Source organism: Alkalithermobacter thermoalcaliphilus JW-YL-7 = DSM 7308 (assembly GCA_001584565.1).
Classification (GTDB): Bacteria; Bacillota; Clostridia; order Peptostreptococcales; family Peptostreptococcaceae; genus Alkalithermobacter; species Alkalithermobacter thermoalcaliphilus.
The window spans coordinates 1,501,826-1,520,564 of the sequence record LSFY01000001.1 but is presented as its reverse complement, the minus strand read 5'-3'; the positions used below and the strand labels follow the sequence as shown (position 1 = coordinate 1,520,564).

Sequence of the window (18,739 nt, the reverse complement as noted above, 5' to 3'; positions counted from 1 at the left end):
TATGAAAACAAAGGATATAACTTTTATAGGAATATCAGTATCTTTAATAATAACTTTAGGATATGTATTTTACACAGTTGGAAGTATATTTTTACTCCCAGGATCAAAATATATTTTTATGGCCCCATTTTTAGGATTTATGTTTTGTATAGTTGCACTAAAAGTAAGAAAAAGAGGAACAATATTTTTAGTTTCTACAATATTTGGTTTTATAATGATGTTAATTAATATATTTATGAGCTTTGCAATAATACTATCTGGTATATTAACAGATTTGATAGGTTTAATTTTCTTTAGACAGTATGAAAAGAAAGTTGTATATATATCGGCTATTTATCCATTGTTTAGTCTTATAGTATCTTTTTTTGTTTCAAATTACTTAACAGGAAATAAACTTCATCTAATGATATATAATAAATATTCATTTATATTAGCAGGGATAATAACTTATATCTTAGGGCTTGTTGGATCATACCTTGGGTATAAGTTGTTATCAAGAATTTAGGTAGTTTTATAAATGTTTATGATATTATTTATATATTTAATCATTGTGTCAGTAGCTTCTAGAGCATTATAATTTACATGATTATTTAAAATTCTATAAAGAAGCCCTTCATAAATAAGTAAGATCATTTCATTTTTTTAAAGCCTTTAAAGACTATATATTAGCAATTAAAACTTCATAAATAAGTAAGATCATTTCATTTATTTCATGAATATGATCTTTTTTTATTATATTTTCATTTACACAAGACTCTAGTGCAGTTATACATCTATCATAGATATTGTGTTTCAAGAGCATTGGCAATATATCGTCAGAATGATTTGCAAGCTCTTCAGGAAAAATGGCATAGTATTCACTTACAGCATCTTTTATAGAATCTGAAAATTTATAAAAGAATATTCTGTGATAAATTTCGGGCTTTTCAAATGAGTGTTTGCAAAAACATTTCCATATAGCAATATATTTTTCTAAAGCAGTGTTTGTTTTATCTATGTAATTAGGCAAATCTAGGATATAGGGCTTTAGATATTTCATACAAGCAAAGAAAATAAGATGATCTATATTTTCGAAATAGTTATAGATAGTTGCACTATTATATCCAGCTAGATCTGAAACTTTTCTGATTGTAACAGCTTCAATTCCTTCTTGATCTATTATTTTATTAGTTGCTTCTATAAAATATCCCATCATTCTTCGCCTTTGAATTTCTTTTTTGTTCATTCTAACTCACCAACTTGTAATATTTTTCAATGTTATTATATCATATTAAATTTTGTAAAAGTTAAACCTGGGTATAGAATTTTCCTTTTGACCATATATGAAAAATATATAATTAAATAGTAATCATGATTATAAAATAAATAAGTTCATAAAAATTTCATATAAGTTATATAATTTATTAACAAAGAGAATAGGGGGGATAAGGGTGAAGCTAGAAATAGCAAATTTTTATGTTAAAGACATTATATTTTCTGACAAGACATCTTACAAAGAAGGAGTACTTACAATAAATAAACAGGAGGCTTTAGAAATTGTAAAACAGGATAAACATATTACATATGCAGATATAGTAATAGCAAAGCCAGGTGAAAACATACGAATAGTTCCAGTGAAAGAAGCGATTGAACCAAGATACAGAGTTGGTGGAGGAGCATTATTTCCAGGAGTAACAGGAGATATTTTTCAAGTAGGAAATGGAAAAACGTTAGCTCTTAAGGGATGCAGCGTTCTAGTAGTTGGAAAGCATTGGGGTGGTTTTCAAGATGGACTTATAGATATGAATGGTGAGGGAGCAAAGTACACACAATTTTCATCTTTGAACAATATATGTCTTGTCGCTGATACAGATGAAGAATTTGAAAGATATGAACAGCAAAAGAAAAATAAAGCTTTAAGGTGGGCTGGAATGAGGTTAGCGCAGTATATAGGGGAGTGTGTAAAAGATCTTCAATCTCAAGAAGTAGAAGTTTATGAATTAAAAAGCATAGACAAGGAGCTAGTTGAAAATATAGATCTTCCAAAAGTAGTATTTGTTATGCAAGTTCAATCACAAATGGAGGAGCTTGGATACAATGATTTGATTTATGGATGGGATTGTAATAGAATGGTTCCAACCTTTATGCACCCTAATGAAATACTTGATGGGGCTATAATCTCTGGTTCTTTTATGCCTTCATCATCAAAATGGTCAACGTATGATTTTCAAAACTTTCCTATGATAAAAAGGTTATATAAGGAACATGGGAAAACTATAAACTTCCTAGGAGTTATAGTATCAAATTTAAATGTAGCTTTAGAGCAAAAAGAAAGAGCAGCACTATTTGTAACAAAGCTAGCCAAAGTTTTAGGTGCAGATGCAGCAGTTGTAGCAGAAGAAGGATACGGCAACCCAGATGCAGATTTTATAGCTTGTATAAAGTCATTAGAAGAAGCAGGAATAAAAACTGTTGGACTTACTAACGAGTGTACAGGTAGAGATGGAGCATCTCAACCACTAGTTACATTAGATCAAAAAGCTAATGCCATAGTGTCTTGTGGGAATGTTTCAGAATTAATAGAGTTAAAACCTATGGAAAAAGTTATAGGAGATTTAAACTCATTAGCCAGAGATGGATTATCTGGAGGATGGTCAGGAGATGAAGTGCTAGGGCCTTCTGTGAGAGAAGATGGGTCTATAATTATGGAAAATAATTCAATGTTTTGTGGAGATGGAGTAGTTGGTTGGTCCAAAAAAACTATGGTTGAGTATTAGGGGGGATACGATGAAAAAGGCTGTATTATATTTAAATCAGTTTTTTGGCCAAATAGGTGGAGAAGATATGGCCGATTTTGAACCACAAATAATAGAGGGTGCTATAGGACCGGGAGTAGAGCTAGATAGAAGGTTAGGAGAAGATATAAAATTAACTCATACAATAATATGTGGAGACAATTTTATGGGTTCAAGACAAGAAGAAGCTATAGATAAAATATTGAAATTTTTAGAAGGTATAGAATTTGATATATTTTTCGCAGGTCCAGCTTTTAGAGCAGGAAGATATGGAAGTGCATGCGGAAACATATGTAAAGCTGTTAAAGAGAAATTTAATGTTCCTACTATAACTTCTATGAATGAAGAAAATCCAGGGGTAGAAATGTTTAGAAAACATATTTATATATTTAAAGGTGGAGCAAGTGCAGCTTCTATGAGAAAAGATATAGCAACCATGGCAAGATTTGCTGTAAAAGTATTGAATAATGAGAAGCTATTATCTGCCGAAGAAGAAGGATATTATTCAAGAGGTATAAGGCATCAAATATGGATAGATACGCCTGCAACTGAAAGAGTTATAGATATGCTACTTAAAAAGATATATAATCAGCCATATAAAACAGAACTTCCTATAGATCCTCCACAACTAGTGCCTATAGCTAATTATATTAAAGATCTTAGTAAGGCTAAAATAGCTTTAGCCACATCTGGAGGAATAGTTCCAGTTGATAATCCAGACAAAATACAGTCAGCTTCAGCAACTAGATGGGGAAAATATGATATAACGGGTTTAGATAGATTAGAAAAAGGTGTATATAAAACTATTCATGCCGGATATGATCCAGCGGCAGCAGACGAGGATCCTAATGTAGTAGTTCCTTTAGATGCACTCAGACAATATGAAAAAGAAGGGAAAATAGGATGTGTTCATAATTTCTTTTATACAACGGTAGGTACAGGAACAACTCAAGCAGAAGCATCTAGAATGGGAAAAGAAATAGCTAAAGATATGAAGTTAAATAAAGTAGATGCTGTTATCTTAACTTCTACATGAGGAACATGTACACGTTGCGGTGCAACAATAGTTAAAGAGATAGAAAAAGAAGGAATAGCCATTGTTCAAATGGCAAATTTAGTTCCTGTTGCTAAGACAGTTGGTGCAAACAGAATAGTTCCAACTATATCAATACCATATCCACTAGGAGATCCCAATACATCAAAACAAGAACAATTTGAGCTAAGATACCATAGAGTAGGTATTGCTCTGAAAGCATTGGCAACTGACATAAAATCACAAACCGTATTTAGGGTAGATATGTAATATATTGGGGTGAGTGGATATGAAAAGAAATAGTGTGTTTATAATATCCTTGCTTGTAACATTTGTTATAGTTTTATGGGGAATAGTGATTCCAGAAAACTTTGCAATGGCATGTAATGGGCTTTTTAACTTTTTGTTAGATAAATTTGGATGGATGTATCTAATAACTATGTTTTTCTTTGTAGTATTTTCAATATTTCTCGTATTCAGCAAGTATTCAGATATAAAGCTAGGTCAAGATGATTCAACTCCTGAATATAACTATTTATCATGGTTTGCAATGCTATTTAGTGCAGGTATGGGAATAGGTCTTGTGTTTTGGGGAGTTGCAGAACCACTTTATCATTATTTATCTCCTGTAGGATTTACCCCTGCAAGCAGTGAGGCTGCAAACTTTGCGATAAAAACGTCATTTTTCCATTGGGGAATTCATCCGTGGGCAAATTATAGTGTGTTGGGTCTTGCACTTGCATATTTTCAATTTAGAAAAAATTCACCTGGTCTTATAAGTAGTATATTTGTTCCACTTATAGGAGAGAAGAATGTAAAAGGGTGGATTGGAAAGACAATAGATATTCTTGCTATATTTGCAACAGTTGCAGGGGTTGCAACTTCACTTGGACTTGGAACACTTCAGATTAACAGCGGATTAAATTATTTATTTAATATACCTACAAATACACTAGTTCAAATAATTATTATTGCTATAGTAACAGTTTTATTTATGGTATCAGCTATCACAGGTCTAGATAAAGGTATCAAATGGCTTTCTAATATAAATTTAAGTCTTGCAAGTATTTTGATGATATTAGCTTTAATTTTAGGACCTACAGTAAAAATAATAAATACATTCACTAATGGTTTAGGAATGTATCTAAATGACTTTATAGTTGACAGCTTGAATATAAACCCGTTTGGAGACAATAGCTGGATAGGTGGATGGAGAATATTTTACTGGGCTTGGTGGATAGCATGGGCTCCATTTGTAGGAACGTTCATAGCCCGTATTTCAAAAGGCAGAACTATAAAAGAATTTATAATAGGTGTGACATTAGTGCCAGCTTTAGGATCATTTTTATGGTTCGCTACATTTGGAACACTTGGAATAAACTTAGGGCACGAGGTAGCTACTCAAGCAACTCAAGTTACAGAAACAGCATTTTTTGTAGTTATGAATCATTATCCTTTAGGAGGTCTAATATCTCTTGTTGCGGTAGTACTTTTATGCACTTTCTTTATTACTTCAGCAGATTCTGCTACATTTGTTTTAGGCATGATGTCTTCGGATGGAGATTTAAATCCGTCTACAAAAATAAAAGTTATATGGGGAATAGTACAATCTTTATTAGCATTGTCACTTTTACTAGCAGGTGGACTTAAAACTCTTCAAATAGGATCAATAGCTGCAGCATTCCCATTTGCAATAGTTATGGTATTATCTTGCGTATCGCTTTTAAAAGCACTAAAAAAAGAAAAATTATCCTCTTAACCGAGGATAATTTTTTTTTTGAAACCAAATAATAAAAATGTACGTTATAAAATATAGAGGTGAAAAACATGAAGGATCCTGAATTAGAGTTTAGATTTAACGAAATATATAACTTGTTTTGGCCAAAAGTTTACAAATTTATATATTTTAGAATAAAAGATACACAGCGCGCAGAAGAATTAACTCAAGAAGTTTTTAAACGACTTTATATCCAGATGGAAAAGGATATATGTGAAAAAAAGTATACAAAATCATATATATTAACTGCAGCAAAACACATAGTATATGATCTTTGGAGAAAAACAGGGGATAGAAAAGAAGAAAGCCTAGAACAGTTAAGCGAAAGTGGATTTAATATTGAAGGAAAAGAACAAATGATAAATGAAAGAATAGTTTTGAAACAGGCATTAAGCAAGCTTTCACAAGATGAACAAGAGGTTATTAATCTAAGAATAATAAAGGGATATTCAGTAAAAGAAACATCACAGATATTAAAGAAACCATCAGGAACGATAAAAAGTCTACAATATAGAGCTCTTGATAAAATGAGGAAAGAACTCTTGAAAGGGGGATTAATAGGTGAAAAATAAAGAAGAAATAGTATCAGCACTAATAGATGATATTAATAAAGGAAAAAATCCTTCGCTAAATGAACAATCAGATCAAGAACTAAAAGAAATCTTGCAAACTATAAAAATAGTAAAAGAATTTGGAAGGGAGGATATTATGCAGTTTAGAAAAAAAAGAATAAGTAACAGTTTGAAAGTAGCTTCTATATTAGCATTTATTCTTGTAACTATAAACATATTACTTTTATTTCCAAACAGAAATGATAACAATATAGTTTATTCAATGGAAAAGGCATACAGCCAAATAGAAAGTTATTTTGGAATAATAGAAATTATATCACAAACAGGTAACGATATAGAATCTAAAGAAAAAATAACTGTATACTACAAAAAGGATGACAAGTATAATGCACTACATGAAATACAAGGATATAAAACTAGACAGATAAGCGATGGAGAAAAAATATACACTATAAATGGAAAAAATGTTACAATAGAATATACAAATCCGAAAAGAGAGCTTTGGAGATACCACATACAAGAAACCATAGATCATATGAAAAATGCAATAGATATACAAAAAACTGCAAGTGAAGTTGTATCAGGAAGAAAGACAGATGTATATAAATTTAGATACTCAAAAGATGAACCTTTCAATAGAATATGGATAGATAAAGAAACTAATATGCCTATAAGAAAAGAAATAAATACAAATGAAAATTCAAAAGTTATAAATACATTTGTTAAACTAGATATAAATCCATATATAAATGATTCGTTATTTACCTATGAGATTAAAAGTGATGACGTAGTAACATATATAAATAAAAAGATACCACTAGATAATATTGTTGAATCTGATATGATAAGCAAAATACCTGAAGGATTTGATGTTATGTACCTAATACAGCTTCAAAAAGATCATATATATGATTATCTGTTAAGACTTAAAGGAGATAACTCAAAGTTTATAGATGTTTATATATCTTTAAATTCAAATAAAGACTTTAATATTGCAGGAGAAACTATAAATTTAGGGAATAACTATATAATAGTAAGTGAAAATGTGGTAAATTTATTTAAAGTATATATAGGAAAAATTAACACTGTAAGGTATACTCAAGAAAACATAGACATATTAGCTGTAACTAATTTAAACAGACAAGAAATTATAAATATATCAAGACAAATATTAAAATAAGGGGTGATTTTATGAAATTTAAATTCTTAGCTTTAATTTTAATTGCATTTATGTTTTTAACGGGCTGTGAATTAGAACAAGAGCCTAAATCTATATCAGAAGAAAATACAAATGAAACAGTAGTTGAAGAAAGTAAAGATGATAAAATAAATGAGTACAAAGAAGCTATAGGTATATATTTTGAAGAAAAAGACAATAAAATACATGTAAACTTACTAGATACAGAATCTGATGATAATTATTTTGAATTTGACTCATCATTAAATCAAACAATACAAGATTTAAAAAGTCACAGACTAGTAGTTATAGGTTTTGACGAAAACTCTTTAGTAAAAGATATAAAACAAATAGGAAATGCACAAGTAGAAGCTATATTTAACGGAATGGCTGACAATAATTTTGCAGAATTTAATATAAAAGGATATTTAAATGTGTTTCAGATAAGTGATGAGCTAAAAGAAGAATTTTATTCTTTAGAAGAAGGTAAAAAATTATTAATGACTATTACTAATAATGACCAAGAAGGAGCTAATTTAATAGTTACGAATATAGAATAACAAAGTCTTACCTGCCGAATAATTCGGCAGGTTTTTTATAACATATAGGAAATTATGCACTTTAATAAATTGTGGATATTTCAAAATCTACATAAATAAAATATAATATTTTTTATGGAGGAAAAAATGAGACAGTTAAGAGAAAAATTAAAGAAACTTCCAGATTTACCTGGAGTTTATTTAATGAAAGATAGCAAAGGTAACATAATCTATGTTGGAAAAGCTATATCTCTAAAAAACAGGGTAAGGCAATACTTTCAGTCATCTAAAAATCATTCTCAAAAAGTAGTATCAATGGTAAAAAACATAAGTGATTTTGAGTATATAATTACTGACTCAGAGCTTGAAGCGTTAATACTTGAATGTAATTTAATAAAAAAGCATAAACCAAAATATAACATACTATTAAGAGATGATAAAACTTATCCATACATAAAGGTAACTCTAAACGAAAAGTACCCAAGGGTTTTGAAGGTAAGAAAAATACAAAAAGATAAAGCAAAGTATTTCGGACCTTATACAAATACAACTGCAGTAAACGATACACTTGAAATAATAAGAAATCTATATCCTATAAGAACATGCTCATTAGATATACAAAAGGCTATAAGCAAAAAACAAAGGCCTTGTCTTAATTTTTATATAAAAAAATGTCTAGGACCTTGTACTGGAAATATAGATGATAAAAAGTACGAAAAGATGGTAGATGACATAATAGCCTTTTTATCTGGAAAAGGTGAGAATATAATAAAAACATTAAAGGATGAGATGAAAGAGGCATCTTTAAATTTACAATTTGAAAAAGCTGCAAGTATAAGAGACAGGATAAAAAGTTTAGAAGAAATACTTGAAAAGCAAAAGATAACATTTACCCAAAGTGATTTAGATCAAGATGTGATAGGAATAGAAAAGTCTTTAGATGAAGCGTGTATACAGATATTTTTTATAAGAGAAGGCAAGATAGTAGGCAGAGAACATTTTATATTTGAAGGTATATTAAATAGTGATGAAGGTGAGATATTATCTTCCTTTATAAAACAGTTTTATTCATCAGATGTATTTATTCCAAAAGAAATAATACTTGATCATGATATAGAAGATTCTTCTGTTATAATGAGCTTTCTAAGCTCAAAGAAAGGGCAAAAGGTAAATATAAAAGTTCCTAAAAAAGGAGACAAAAAAGAACTTGTAGAGCTTGTAAGAAAAAATGCAAAAGAGTATTTAGAAAAATTTAGTCAAACCAAAAAAGTAAAGTTTGAAAAAACTGTAGGTGCTATTGAAGTTTTAAAGGAAATGCTTAATTTAGAAAAGATTCCAACTAGAATAGAAGCTTTTGATATATCTAATATTCAAGGAGTAGATTCAGTTGGAGCTATGGTTGTTATAACAAATGGAAAGAAGGATAAAAAAGAATACAGAAGGTTTAAGATAAATAGTGTAGATACTCCAAATGATTATAAATCAATGCAGGAGATTTTATATAGAAGACTTAAGAAAGGAAACTATCCAGATCTTTTACTATTAGATGGTGGAAAAGGTCATGTATCGTGTGCAAAAGAAGTATTAAAAGATCTTGGTATAGATATTCCTGTATGGGGAATGTATAAAGATGATAAACACAAAACCAAAGGGCTTGTATCTTTAGATAAAGAGATAAATCTAGATAAATCATCTAATATATATAAATTTATATCTTCAATACAAGAAGAAGTTCACAATTTTGCCTTAACATATCATAGATCTCTTAGAGAAAAAAATCTGAAAAAATCTATATTAGATGATATACCTTCAATAGGAGATAAAAGAAAAAATAATTTACTAAAGCATTTTAAAACTATAGAAAATATAAAAAATGCATCTATTGAAGAACTTGAAAAAGTTGAAGGAATGAATAGTATAAGTGCAAAAAATGTATATGAGTTTTTCAGAAAGAGGTGATAAATTTGAAAAAGGTTTACGTTAGAAATTTAATAAAAGACCTTAATTTAGATATTGTTTACTGTCCTGAAGAAGTAGACTATTATATTGAATCTTCAGATATAAATAGGCCAGGACTTCAGCTTGCTGGTTATTTTGGGGATTTTTCATATGATAGAATTCAAATAATAGGAAAAGGAGAGTATAATTATTTTGAGCATTTAGACGAGAAAATAAGAAAAGAAAGGTTAGACAAGCTCTTTTCATATGAAATTCCTGCTTTAATAGTTACAAGGGGACTAAAGGTCAATAGCGATACAATAGACGCTGCTAAAAAGTATAAAAAAATAATTTTATCTACAAATATGAATACAACAAGATTTATAAATAGGGTATCTAATTATTTAAATGAAAAATTAGCTGCATCTAAGACTATGCATGGAGTATTAGTAGATGTTGATGGTATAGGCATACTTATAATAGGAGAAAGTGGGGTTGGAAAATCCGAAACAGCATTAGAACTTATAAAAAGAGGACATAGATTAGTTGCAGATGATGCTGTAGAGATAAGAAAAATTGATGAAGATTTGTTATTAGCTCAAGCTCCTGAAACAATAAGACATTTAATGGAGATAAGAGGTATAGGAATATTAGATATAAAGAGTCTTTATGGTGTTGGTGCTGTAAAACTTTCTAAGAATGTAGATATGGTAATAGAACTTCAGGTATGGAAAGAAGGACAATATTATGATAGATTAGGAATAGAAGAAAATTATATGGAAATATTAGGAGTTCCTGTTGAACATGTAATTATACCTGTAAGACCTGGGAGAAATATAGCTATGATAATTGAGGTTGCAGCTAAAAATCATAGACAAAAGGCAATGGGGTATAATGCTGCTAGGGATTTTAATGATAGACTTATGAAAAAGCTATCAGAAGATAAATAAGTTGGAGGGGATACTATGTATTATGTAGGAATTGATCTTGGAGGAACAGCTATAAAAGGTGGAATTGTAGATGAAAACGCTAAAATAATACTAAAAAAGGAAGTAAAAACTCCAGTAGAAGCTGGATATGAAGGTGTTATAGGTGAAATAATTTCGCTTATAAATTCTCTTTTAGATGAAGCTAAATTAAATACTAAAGATATAAAATCAATAGGAATAGGTATACCTGGAGTTGCAAGTAAAGAAGGTTTGGTTTATTACGCTCACAACCTATTTTGGAAAAATGTTCCTTTATCAGATATGCTTAAAAAAGAGTTTAAAGATTTACCAATATATGTAGAAAATGATGCAACTGTTGCATGTGTAGCAGAATATGCTTGTGGAGCTATGAAAGATAAAAAGACAGGAGTTATGCTGACACTTGGAACAGGAGTAGGTGGAGGAATAATAATAGATGGAAAAGTATTCAGCGGAAGCCATGGATTAGGATCTGAAATAGGTCATATGGTAGTAGGAGAAAACTTTTATGACTGCAACTGTGGTAAAAATGGATGCCTTGAAACATTCTCATCTGCAACTGCAATAATAAATTATGCAAAAAAACTTATAAAAGAAGAAAACAAAGATACATTGATAATGGAAAAAGTACAAAATGACATGGAAAAAATAGATGCAAAAGTAATAATAGACTCAGCAAAAGAAGGAGACTATATAGCAAATAAAGCTGTAGATAATCTAGTAAAATATCTAGCTATAGGAATTACAAATATTATGAATATAATAGATCCTGAAGTTATATGCATAGGTGGGGGTCTATCAAAGAGTGGTAATTTCCTTTTAAACAAAATAAACAGTGAAGTTTCAAAATACTTATTATTTAAAGATTTAGAATATGGAAAAATAGTCATAGGTAAACTTGAAAACGATGGTGGAATAATAGGAAGTGCAATGCTTGGTAAATAGCAGGTAAATTACCTGCTATTACTTTGTTATCATAACTTCAGTTCCTAGTGGAACTAAATCATATATAGCATTTATATTACTGTTTAACATTCTTACACATCCATTAGAGACAGCTTTTCCAATAGAACTTGGATTATTAGTTCCATGTATTCCATACCCTCTATAAAACCTCATCCATCTAGATCCAAAAACTCCTCCTGGATTTCTTAACTTTTGTATTATCCTAAAATTACCCGTTGGAGTAGGAGTTGAAGCCTTTCCGATAGCTACAGGATAAGAAGAATGAAGAATATTGTTTATATAAAGATATAACTTTCTATCATTAAGATTAATTACTATTTTTACTTTTCTATTCATAAAAATCACCCCAATATACATTTATTAATATATTATGCAGCTACAATAAATATCAGTAGATTTATGAAAAATTTTTCATAGTACTTAGGAAATTATAAATAAAAAAATGTATATATTAATATAAAAAATATATACAAACCTAGTTATATATATACAGCTAACATGAATAAATAGTTAAAACGGTAACATGACAATATTCTAAATTTTGATAAAATTAATAAGAAAAAGTCGAAACATGTTATAGTAAATGAATAAATATACACTAAATATACAAGTTGATAAAAAAACAACAATATATTCTGAAAATTCAAAATATATCACTGAAAACTTTGTAGTGAGGTGATTTTATGGATCAAGATTTGAGAAAAGAGATTGAAATTGCAATGAATTTAAGAGATTTTTGCCTTGAATGTAAGGAGCAGGAAAAGTGTAAAGAAGATATGAAAAAATGCAAAGCCGTACAATTTACAGAATTTATTATCAATAAAATAATTGCAGAGAAAATGAATAATATGTTATAATGGCATTGTCGAGTAAAATAAAATAAGGATAAAAAATTATTATATCCTTATTTTATTTTTATATACGCATGTTAAAAAAATGACTTATTTTTTTGTACATGCAATTTTGAGAATGATTTCCTGGGATGAAAAAAAGGTGTGAGGAGGATTAGGATGGCAAGAGACGTTTTTACGAAGGAGAATTTTGATAAGCTTGAAAAGGTTATCCTGGAAAACAAAGGTAAACAGGGTGCGTTAATGCCAGTACTTACAGAAGCACAGAGAATATTTGGATGTGTTTCTATGGAAGTTCAAAAGAAGATATCTGAAGGACTTGACATACCGCTAGCAGAAATTTATGGTGTTGCAACTTTCTATTCTCAGTTTTCTCTAGAACCAAAAGGAGAATATGTAATAGGGGTATGTCTAGGAACAGCTTGTTACGTTAAAGGGGCTCAAGAAATAATAGATAAAATAGCTAAGAAAATAGATGTAGAAATAGGAAAAACATCTAAAGATGGTAAGTTTACTTTAGTTGGAACAAGATGTATAGGAGCTTGTGGACTTGCTCCAGTATTAACAGTAAACGAAGATGTTTATGGAAAACTTGTAGTTTCAGATGTAGATGGAATAATAGAAAAATATCTTTAATAACTGATAAATCAAGAAAACCACGTAAGGAGGGTATACAATGGCTTACAAAAATGAAGTATTAGTTTGTGGTGGTACGGGTTGTATTTCATCAAGCTCTTTAAAAATATTTGAAAAAATGGAAAACCTACTTTCAGAAAAAGGCATAAAAGATGATGTAAAACTTATAAAAACAGGATGTTTTGGACTATGTGCAGCTGGTCCTATAGTTATAGTATATCCAGAAGGAGCTTTTTATAGTCAAGTTCAACTTGAAGATGTAGAAAGAATAGTTGATGAGCATATAGTAGGTGGAAATGTAGTTAAGGAATTATTATATAAAGAAGCATTAACAGAAGATGGACAGATGAGACCATTTGAAGAAGTTCCTTTCTATAAAAACCAACACAGAGTTGCTCTTAAAAACTGCGGTTCTATAGGAGCTGAAAATATAGATGACTACTTAGAAAGAGATGGATATAAAGCATTAGAAAAAGTTTTAAAAGAAATGACTCCGGAAGAAGTTATAGATGTAGTTAAAAGATCAGGACTTCGTGGTCGTGGAGGTGGAGGATTCCCAACAGGACTTAAATGGGAATTTACTTACAAAGCTCAAGGAGACCAAAAATATGTTGCATGTAATGCTGACGAGGGAGACCCAGGAGCATTCATGGACAGATCTATACTTGAAGGAGACCCACACGCTGTAGTTGAAGCAATGGCTATTGCAGGATATGCAGTTGGAGCAAATATGGGATATGTTTATGTTAGAGCAGAGTATCCAACAGCTGTTGAAAGACTTCAAAAAGCAATAGATTCTGCTAGAGAAAGAGGATTATTAGGAAAAGATATATTCGGAACTGGATTTGAATTTGATATGGAAATAAGACTTGGTGCAGGAGCATTCGTTTGTGGAGAAGAAACAGCTCTTATAAACTCTATAGAAGGTAAAAGAGGAATGCCAAGACCAAGACCACCATTCCCAGCAGTTAAAGGTATATGGAATAAGCCAACACTTTTAAATAACGTTGAAACTTATGCAAATATTCCAAGAATAATATTAAACGGACCAGAGTGGTTTGCTTCGATGGGAACTGAAAAATCTAAAGGAACTAAAGTATTTGCTTTAGGAGGAAAAGTAAACAACGTAGGTCTTATAGAAATACCTATGGGAACAACTTTAAGACAAATAATATTTGATGTTGGTGGTGGAATACCAAACGGTAAGAAGTTTAAAGCTGTTCAAACAGGAGGACCATCTGGAGGATGTCTAACAGAAGAATATCTTGATACTCCAATTGACTACGAATCACTAACAGCTCTTGGATCAATGATGGGTTCAGGTGGTATGGTAGTAATGGATGAAGATAACTGTATGGTTGACATTGCTAAATTCTTCTTAGACTTTACTGTTGAAGAATCTTGTGGTAAATGCCCTCCTTGTAGAATAGGTACAAAGAGAATGCTTGAAATACTTGATAGAATAACAGAAGGACATGGAGATATAGAAGATTTAAATAGACTTGAAAAGTTAGCAAACAGCATAAAATCAGCTGCACTTTGCGGACTTGGTCAAACTGCTCCAAACCCAGTATTATCTACTTTAAAATACTTCAGAGAAGAGTATGAAGCACACGTAAAAGATAAAAAATGTCCTGCTGGAGTATGTCAAGGATTACTTCAATTCTTTATCATTGAAGAAAAATGTAAAGGATGTACACTATGTGCTAAAGCTTGTCCAGTAAATGCTATAAGCGGAGAAAGAAAAGAAGTACACAAAATAGATACTAATGCTTGTGTAAAATGTGGTGCTTGTGTAGATAAATGTCCATTCAAAGCAATAATTAAAAAGTAATAAGGAAAGAGGTGTGCATGATGGAAAAAGTTACTTTAACCATAGACAATATAACTGTTTCTGTTCCTAAGAATTATACAATACTTGATGCAGCAAGAGAAATTGGAATAGATATACCTACTCTTTGTTATCTAAAAGATATAAATGAAATCGGTGCTTGTAGAATGTGTTTAGTTGAAATAGAAGGAGCTAGAAACCTTCAAGCTTCTTGTGTTCACCCAGTTGGAGAAGGTATGGTTGTAAAAACTAACACTAAAAAAGTAAGAGAAACAAGAAAAGATAACTTAGAGCTTATACTATCAAACCACAATAGAGATTGTTTATCTTGCTTTAGAAACGGAAACTGTGAGCTTCAAACATTAGCTGAAGATTTAAATGTTAGCAAAATAGAATATGAAGGAGAAAATAAGGTAAAACCTGTAGATGATAAATCTCATTCTATAGTTAGAGACCCTAATAAATGTATCCTTTGTGGAAGATGTGTATCTGTATGTAAGAGCGTTCAAGGAATTTCTATCTTAGACTTTACTAAGAGAGGAATCGAAACAGAAGTTGCTCCTGCATTTGACAAGAGCATGGCTGATGCTCCATGTATATACTGTGGACAATGTATAACAGTATGTCCAGTTGCAGCTCTTAGAGAAAAAAGCGATATAGAAAGAGTTTGGGATGCTATAGAAGATCCTAATAAGCATGTAGTAGTTCAAACTGCTCCTTCTGTAAGAGCTGCTTTAGGTGAAGAGTTTGGAATGGAAATAGGAACAAGAGTTACTGGAAAAATGGTAACTGCTCTTAAAAGACTTGGATTTGACAAAGTATTTGATACTAACTTTGCAGCTGACCTTACAATAATGGAAGAAGGACATGAGCTTTTAGATAGAATTCAAAACGGTGGAAAACTTCCAATGATAACTTCATGTTCACCAGGATGGATCAGATACTGTGAATTCTATTACCCAGAATTAATAGAAAACTTATCAAGCTGTAAGTCACCTCATCAAATGATGGGAGCAATATTAAAATCTTACTATGCTCAAATAAACAATATAGATCCTAAAGATATATATGTGGTATCTATAATGCCATGTACTTCTAAGAAAACAGAGTCAGCTAGAGAAGAAATGCAAGTTAATGGATTAAAAGATGTAGACGCAGTTCTTACTACAAGAGAGCTTGCTAAGATGATAAAAGAAGCTAGAATCGAATTTAATAAATTAGAAGATTCAGCATTTGATGAGTTCTTCGGAGATTACTCTGGTGCTGGAGTAATATTTGGAGCAACAGGTGGAGTTATGGAAGCTGCTATAAGAACTGTAGCTGACGTATTAACAGGAGAAGATTTAGAAGAAATAAACTATACTGCTGTAAGAGGAATTGAAAACTTAAAAGAAGCTACTGTAAATCTTGGTGGAAAAGAAATAAAAGTTGCAGTAGTTCATGGAACTAAAGCTGCATCTGAGCTTTTAGATCTTGTAAAAGAAGGAAAAGCAGACTATCACTTCATAGAAGTAATGGGATGTTCAGGAGGATGTGTAACTGGAGGAGGTCAACCTCAAGTTCCATCTAAAGTAAGAGATACAGTAGATTTAAGAGTGGAAAGAGCTAAAGCTTTATATGAAGAAGATGTTTTAATGCCAGTTAGAAAATCTCATAAGAACGAATCAGTACAAAAATTATATGCAGAGTTTTTAGGAAAACCAAACAGCCATAAAGCACATGAATTACTTCATACTCACTATACAAAAAGAGAAGTATATCCATTAGATAAAAAAGAAGAATTAGAAGTTGCAGCAACTGAATAATAAAAAGGGCAAGATTTCTTGCCCTTTTTCATAATATATGTTTATTTCAACCTACTTTGGAGTAAATATATATTATGAAAAAAATAAATCTGACTGATGGATTGTATTCATCAGGAGGATAATAAAAAAATTCTAATTGCGAGGATATTATTCTGAGCAAAAGGTAAGAGAGGTGATGAGTATAAACTTTCCTACCTTTAGGAAAGTTTTTTTGTTTAGAAAGGGTGATATCATGAACAAAAGAATTGGAGTAGTTGCGATAATAGTAGAAGATAAAGAAAGTGTTGAAAAGGTAAACAAATTATTAAGCTCTTTTTCAGATATTGTTGTAGGAAGAATGGGAATACCATACAAAGAAAAAGATGTAAGTGTAATATCTATAATAGTTGATGGAACAAACGATGATATAGGAGCTTTAACAGGAAAATTAGGAAGATTAAAAGGAGTTACAGTTAAAAGTGCTTTAACTCAAAAGTGAGGTGGAAAAATATGAATACTTATGAAATAATAAATGAAAATGAAATAAATGAAATTTTAAAAGAATCTAAAGACTTTTCTAAAGAAGAAATCTTAGAAATAATAGAAAAATCTAAAGACTGTTATGGAATAGAAATAATAGAAGCTGCAAAACTTCTTCAAGTTGAAGATGAACATCTTTTAGAAAAAATGTTTGAAGCTGCAAGATATATAAAAGAAAAGATATATGGTAATAGAATAGTGGTATTTGCACCGCTTTATACATCAAATGAATGTACTAACAACTGCTTATATTGTGGTTTTAGAGCAGCAAACAAAAGTCTTCATAGAAAAACATTATCAACTGAAGAAATAATAAATGAAGCTAAAGTTTTAGAAAAACAAGGACACAAGAGAATTTTATTAGTTTGTGGAGAAGACAAAAAAACTACTAATATAGATCACATAGTAGAAAGTGTAAGGGCTATATATGAAAATGCTGATATAAGAAGAATAAATGTAAATGCCGCTCCTATGAGTGTTGAAGAATTTAAAAAGCTAAAAAAGGCAAAGATTGGAACATACCAGATATTCCAGGAAACATATCATAGGCAAACTTATAAAAAAATGCATACAAGTGGCTCAAAGGCAGATTATGATTATAGATTAACAGCAATAGATAGAGCATTTGAAGCTGGAATAGACGATGTTGGTATAGGAGTATTACTTGGACTTTATGATTATAAATTTGATGTTATAGCAACACTTATTCATTCTGATTATTTAGATCAAAAGTATAATATAGGTCCACACACTATATCTATACCAAGACTTAGACCAGCAATTGGATCAGGGCTTGATAAAGTGCCATATCCTCTTTCAGATAAAGATCTTAAGAAAGTTGTAGCTGTTTATAGAATGGCAGTTCCTTATACAGGGATAATTCTTTCAACAAGAGAAGATAAAAATCTTAGAGATGAACTTATAAATTTAGGAGTATCACAAATGTCAGCTGGATCTAAAACAAGTCCAGGAGGATATGAAGAAGATGATAAGTATGCAGACCAGTTTGAAACAAGTGATGAAAGAAGCCTAGATGAGATGCTAAAAGTAATATGCAAGCAAGGCCATCTTCCTAGTTTTTGCACAGCTTGCTATAGGGCTAAAAGAACAGGAGAAGCATTCATGGAACTTGCTAAACATTCACATATACATGAATTTTGTCAGCCAAATTCAATACTTACATTTAAAGAAAATCTAGTAAACAGTGCATCTGAAGAAACTAAAAAAATAGGAGAAGAAATGATACAAAGAGAGCTAGACAAAATAAAAAATGAAAAAATAAAACAAGAAGTAAAGAAAAGATTAGAAAGAATAGAAAAAGGAGAAAAAGACCTATATTTTTAGGAGGATGCT

18 protein-coding genes are annotated in these 18,739 nt (G+C 30.5%); 16 read left to right on the top strand and 2 right to left on the bottom strand.

The window, feature by feature from the left end; genetic code table 11:
* Position 1: 1 nt before the first annotated feature.
* Entirely contained in the window at positions 2-505 is a 504-nt protein-coding gene (locus JWYL7_RS07885) for a hypothetical protein (protein ID WP_066071425.1), read from the top strand.
* A 153-nt stretch (positions 506-658) separates the two neighbouring features.
* Here the strand turns inward: JWYL7_RS07885 and JWYL7_RS07880 are convergent, their stop codons facing one another.
* Positions 659-1,225, bottom strand: coding sequence for a TetR/AcrR family transcriptional regulator (locus tag JWYL7_RS07880; RefSeq protein ID WP_072280208.1), 567 nt, complete (start codon positions 1,223-1,225; stop codon positions 659-661).
* Between the two features lie 205 nt (positions 1,226-1,430).
* Here JWYL7_RS07880 and JWYL7_RS07875 point away from each other — a divergent pair, with 205 nt between their 5' ends.
* The 9 genes from JWYL7_RS07875 (at position 1,431) to JWYL7_RS07830 (ending at position 11,723) form a co-directional block, all read left to right on the top strand.
* A complete protein-coding gene (locus JWYL7_RS07875) occupies positions 1,431-2,756 on the top strand; it encodes a glycine/sarcosine/betaine reductase component B subunit (RefSeq protein WP_066071422.1) in 1,326 nt (441 codons plus the stop codon).
* A gap of 10 nt (positions 2,757-2,766) precedes the next feature.
* A complete protein-coding gene (gene grdH, locus JWYL7_RS07870; protein ID WP_083528348.1) occupies positions 2,767-4,077 on the top strand; it encodes a betaine reductase selenoprotein B in 1,311 nt (436 codons plus the stop codon).
* 19 nt (positions 4,078-4,096) lie between these two features.
* Positions 4,097-5,566, top strand: coding sequence for a glycine betaine uptake BCCT transporter (locus tag JWYL7_RS07860; RefSeq protein ID WP_066071415.1), 1,470 nt, complete (start codon positions 4,097-4,099; stop codon positions 5,564-5,566).
* A gap of 68 nt (positions 5,567-5,634) precedes the next feature.
* Entirely contained in the window at positions 5,635-6,156 is a 522-nt protein-coding gene (locus JWYL7_RS07855) for an RNA polymerase sigma factor (protein WP_066071412.1), read from the top strand.
* On the top strand, positions 6,146-7,336 hold the full coding sequence (locus JWYL7_RS07850; RefSeq protein ID WP_066071409.1) for a LolA family protein: 1,191 nt from the start codon (positions 6,146-6,148) through the stop codon (positions 7,334-7,336). The genes JWYL7_RS07855 and JWYL7_RS07850 overlap by 11 nt, the downstream gene beginning before the upstream one ends.
* A gap of 11 nt (positions 7,337-7,347) precedes the next feature.
* Positions 7,348-7,893 (top strand): hypothetical protein, encoded by a 546-nt coding sequence (locus JWYL7_RS07845; RefSeq protein WP_066071407.1) that lies wholly within the window; start codon positions 7,348-7,350, stop codon positions 7,891-7,893.
* A 126-nt stretch (positions 7,894-8,019) separates the two neighbouring features.
* The gene (uvrC, locus tag JWYL7_RS07840) at positions 8,020-9,831 is read left to right on the top strand and encodes an excinuclease ABC subunit UvrC (RefSeq protein ID WP_066071404.1); all 1,812 of its coding nucleotides are present in this window, start codon (positions 8,020-8,022) and stop codon (positions 9,829-9,831) included.
* A gap of 5 nt (positions 9,832-9,836) precedes the next feature.
* Positions 9,837-10,760: an HPr(Ser) kinase/phosphatase gene (gene hprK, locus JWYL7_RS07835; RefSeq protein ID WP_066071402.1), complete on the top strand. Its 924-nt coding sequence runs from the start codon at positions 9,837-9,839 to the stop codon at positions 10,758-10,760.
* A 15-nt stretch (positions 10,761-10,775) separates the two neighbouring features.
* Positions 10,776-11,723, top strand: coding sequence for an ROK family protein (locus JWYL7_RS07830; protein WP_066071399.1), 948 nt, complete (start codon positions 10,776-10,778; stop codon positions 11,721-11,723).
* A gap of 18 nt (positions 11,724-11,741) precedes the next feature.
* On the opposite strand, the gene JWYL7_RS07825 is transcribed toward JWYL7_RS07830, so the two are convergent.
* Positions 11,742-12,080: a L,D-transpeptidase gene (locus tag JWYL7_RS07825; protein WP_331721914.1), complete on the bottom strand. Its 339-nt coding sequence runs from the start codon at positions 12,078-12,080 to the stop codon at positions 11,742-11,744.
* A gap of 347 nt (positions 12,081-12,427) precedes the next feature.
* Here JWYL7_RS07825 and JWYL7_RS10590 point away from each other — a divergent pair, with 347 nt between their 5' ends.
* The 6 genes from JWYL7_RS10590 to hydG all read left to right on the top strand — a co-directional run bounded on the left by JWYL7_RS10590 (position 12,428) and on the right by hydG (position 18,730).
* The gene (locus JWYL7_RS10590) at positions 12,428-12,601 is read left to right on the top strand and encodes a hypothetical protein (protein WP_161937495.1); all 174 of its coding nucleotides are present in this window, start codon (positions 12,428-12,430) and stop codon (positions 12,599-12,601) included.
* Between the two features lie 153 nt (positions 12,602-12,754).
* Positions 12,755-13,231, top strand: coding sequence for an NADH-quinone oxidoreductase subunit NuoE family protein (locus tag JWYL7_RS07820; protein WP_066071395.1), 477 nt, complete (start codon positions 12,755-12,757; stop codon positions 13,229-13,231).
* A 40-nt stretch (positions 13,232-13,271) separates the two neighbouring features.
* Positions 13,272-15,065 (top strand): NADH-quinone oxidoreductase subunit NuoF, encoded by a 1,794-nt coding sequence (nuoF, locus tag JWYL7_RS07815; RefSeq protein WP_066071393.1) that lies wholly within the window; start codon positions 13,272-13,274, stop codon positions 15,063-15,065.
* A gap of 20 nt (positions 15,066-15,085) precedes the next feature.
* Complete coding sequence (locus JWYL7_RS07810) at positions 15,086-16,867, top strand: NADH-dependent [FeFe] hydrogenase, group A6 (protein WP_066071390.1); 1,782 nt, start codon at positions 15,086-15,088, stop codon at positions 16,865-16,867.
* 232 nt (positions 16,868-17,099) lie between these two features.
* Positions 17,100-17,345: a TM1266 family iron-only hydrogenase system putative regulator gene (locus JWYL7_RS07805; RefSeq protein WP_066072454.1), complete on the top strand. Its 246-nt coding sequence runs from the start codon at positions 17,100-17,102 to the stop codon at positions 17,343-17,345.
* 11 nt (positions 17,346-17,356) lie between these two features.
* Positions 17,357-18,730 (top strand): [FeFe] hydrogenase H-cluster radical SAM maturase HydG, encoded by a 1,374-nt coding sequence (gene hydG, locus JWYL7_RS07800; protein ID WP_066071387.1) that lies wholly within the window; start codon positions 17,357-17,359, stop codon positions 18,728-18,730.
* The last annotated feature ends 9 nt before the right edge of the window (positions 18,731-18,739 follow it).

What these genes read in the sequence shown, in the direction of transcription:
- uvrC (WP_066071404.1), top strand. Translation starts at nt 8,020, where the DNA reads ATGAGACAGTTAAGAGAAAAATTAAAGAAACTTCCAGATTTACCTGGA.
- JWYL7_RS07880 (WP_072280208.1), bottom strand. Translation starts at nt 1,225, where the DNA reads ATGAACAAAAAAGAAATTCAAAGGCGAAGAATGATGGGATATTTTATA.
- hydG (WP_066071387.1), top strand. Translation starts at nt 17,357, where the DNA reads ATGAATACTTATGAAATAATAAATGAAAATGAAATAAATGAAATTTTA.
- JWYL7_RS07885 (WP_066071425.1), top strand. Translation starts at nt 2, where the DNA reads ATGAAAACAAAGGATATAACTTTTATAGGAATATCAGTATCTTTAATA.
- JWYL7_RS07805 (WP_066072454.1), top strand. Translation starts at nt 17,100, where the DNA reads ATGAACAAAAGAATTGGAGTAGTTGCGATAATAGTAGAAGATAAAGAA.
- JWYL7_RS07810 (WP_066071390.1), top strand. Translation starts at nt 15,086, where the DNA reads ATGGAAAAAGTTACTTTAACCATAGACAATATAACTGTTTCTGTTCCT.
- JWYL7_RS07830 (WP_066071399.1), top strand. Translation starts at nt 10,776, where the DNA reads ATGTATTATGTAGGAATTGATCTTGGAGGAACAGCTATAAAAGGTGGA.
- JWYL7_RS07825 (WP_331721914.1), bottom strand. Translation starts at nt 12,080, where the DNA reads ATGAATAGAAAAGTAAAAATAGTAATTAATCTTAATGATAGAAAGTTA.
- JWYL7_RS10590 (WP_161937495.1), top strand. Translation starts at nt 12,428, where the DNA reads ATGGATCAAGATTTGAGAAAAGAGATTGAAATTGCAATGAATTTAAGA.
- nuoF (WP_066071393.1), top strand. Translation starts at nt 13,272, where the DNA reads ATGGCTTACAAAAATGAAGTATTAGTTTGTGGTGGTACGGGTTGTATT.
- JWYL7_RS07860 (WP_066071415.1), top strand. Translation starts at nt 4,097, where the DNA reads ATGAAAAGAAATAGTGTGTTTATAATATCCTTGCTTGTAACATTTGTT.
- JWYL7_RS07855 (WP_066071412.1), top strand. Translation starts at nt 5,635, where the DNA reads ATGAAGGATCCTGAATTAGAGTTTAGATTTAACGAAATATATAACTTG.
- JWYL7_RS07820 (WP_066071395.1), top strand. Translation starts at nt 12,755, where the DNA reads ATGGCAAGAGACGTTTTTACGAAGGAGAATTTTGATAAGCTTGAAAAG.
- JWYL7_RS07845 (WP_066071407.1), top strand. Translation starts at nt 7,348, where the DNA reads ATGAAATTTAAATTCTTAGCTTTAATTTTAATTGCATTTATGTTTTTA.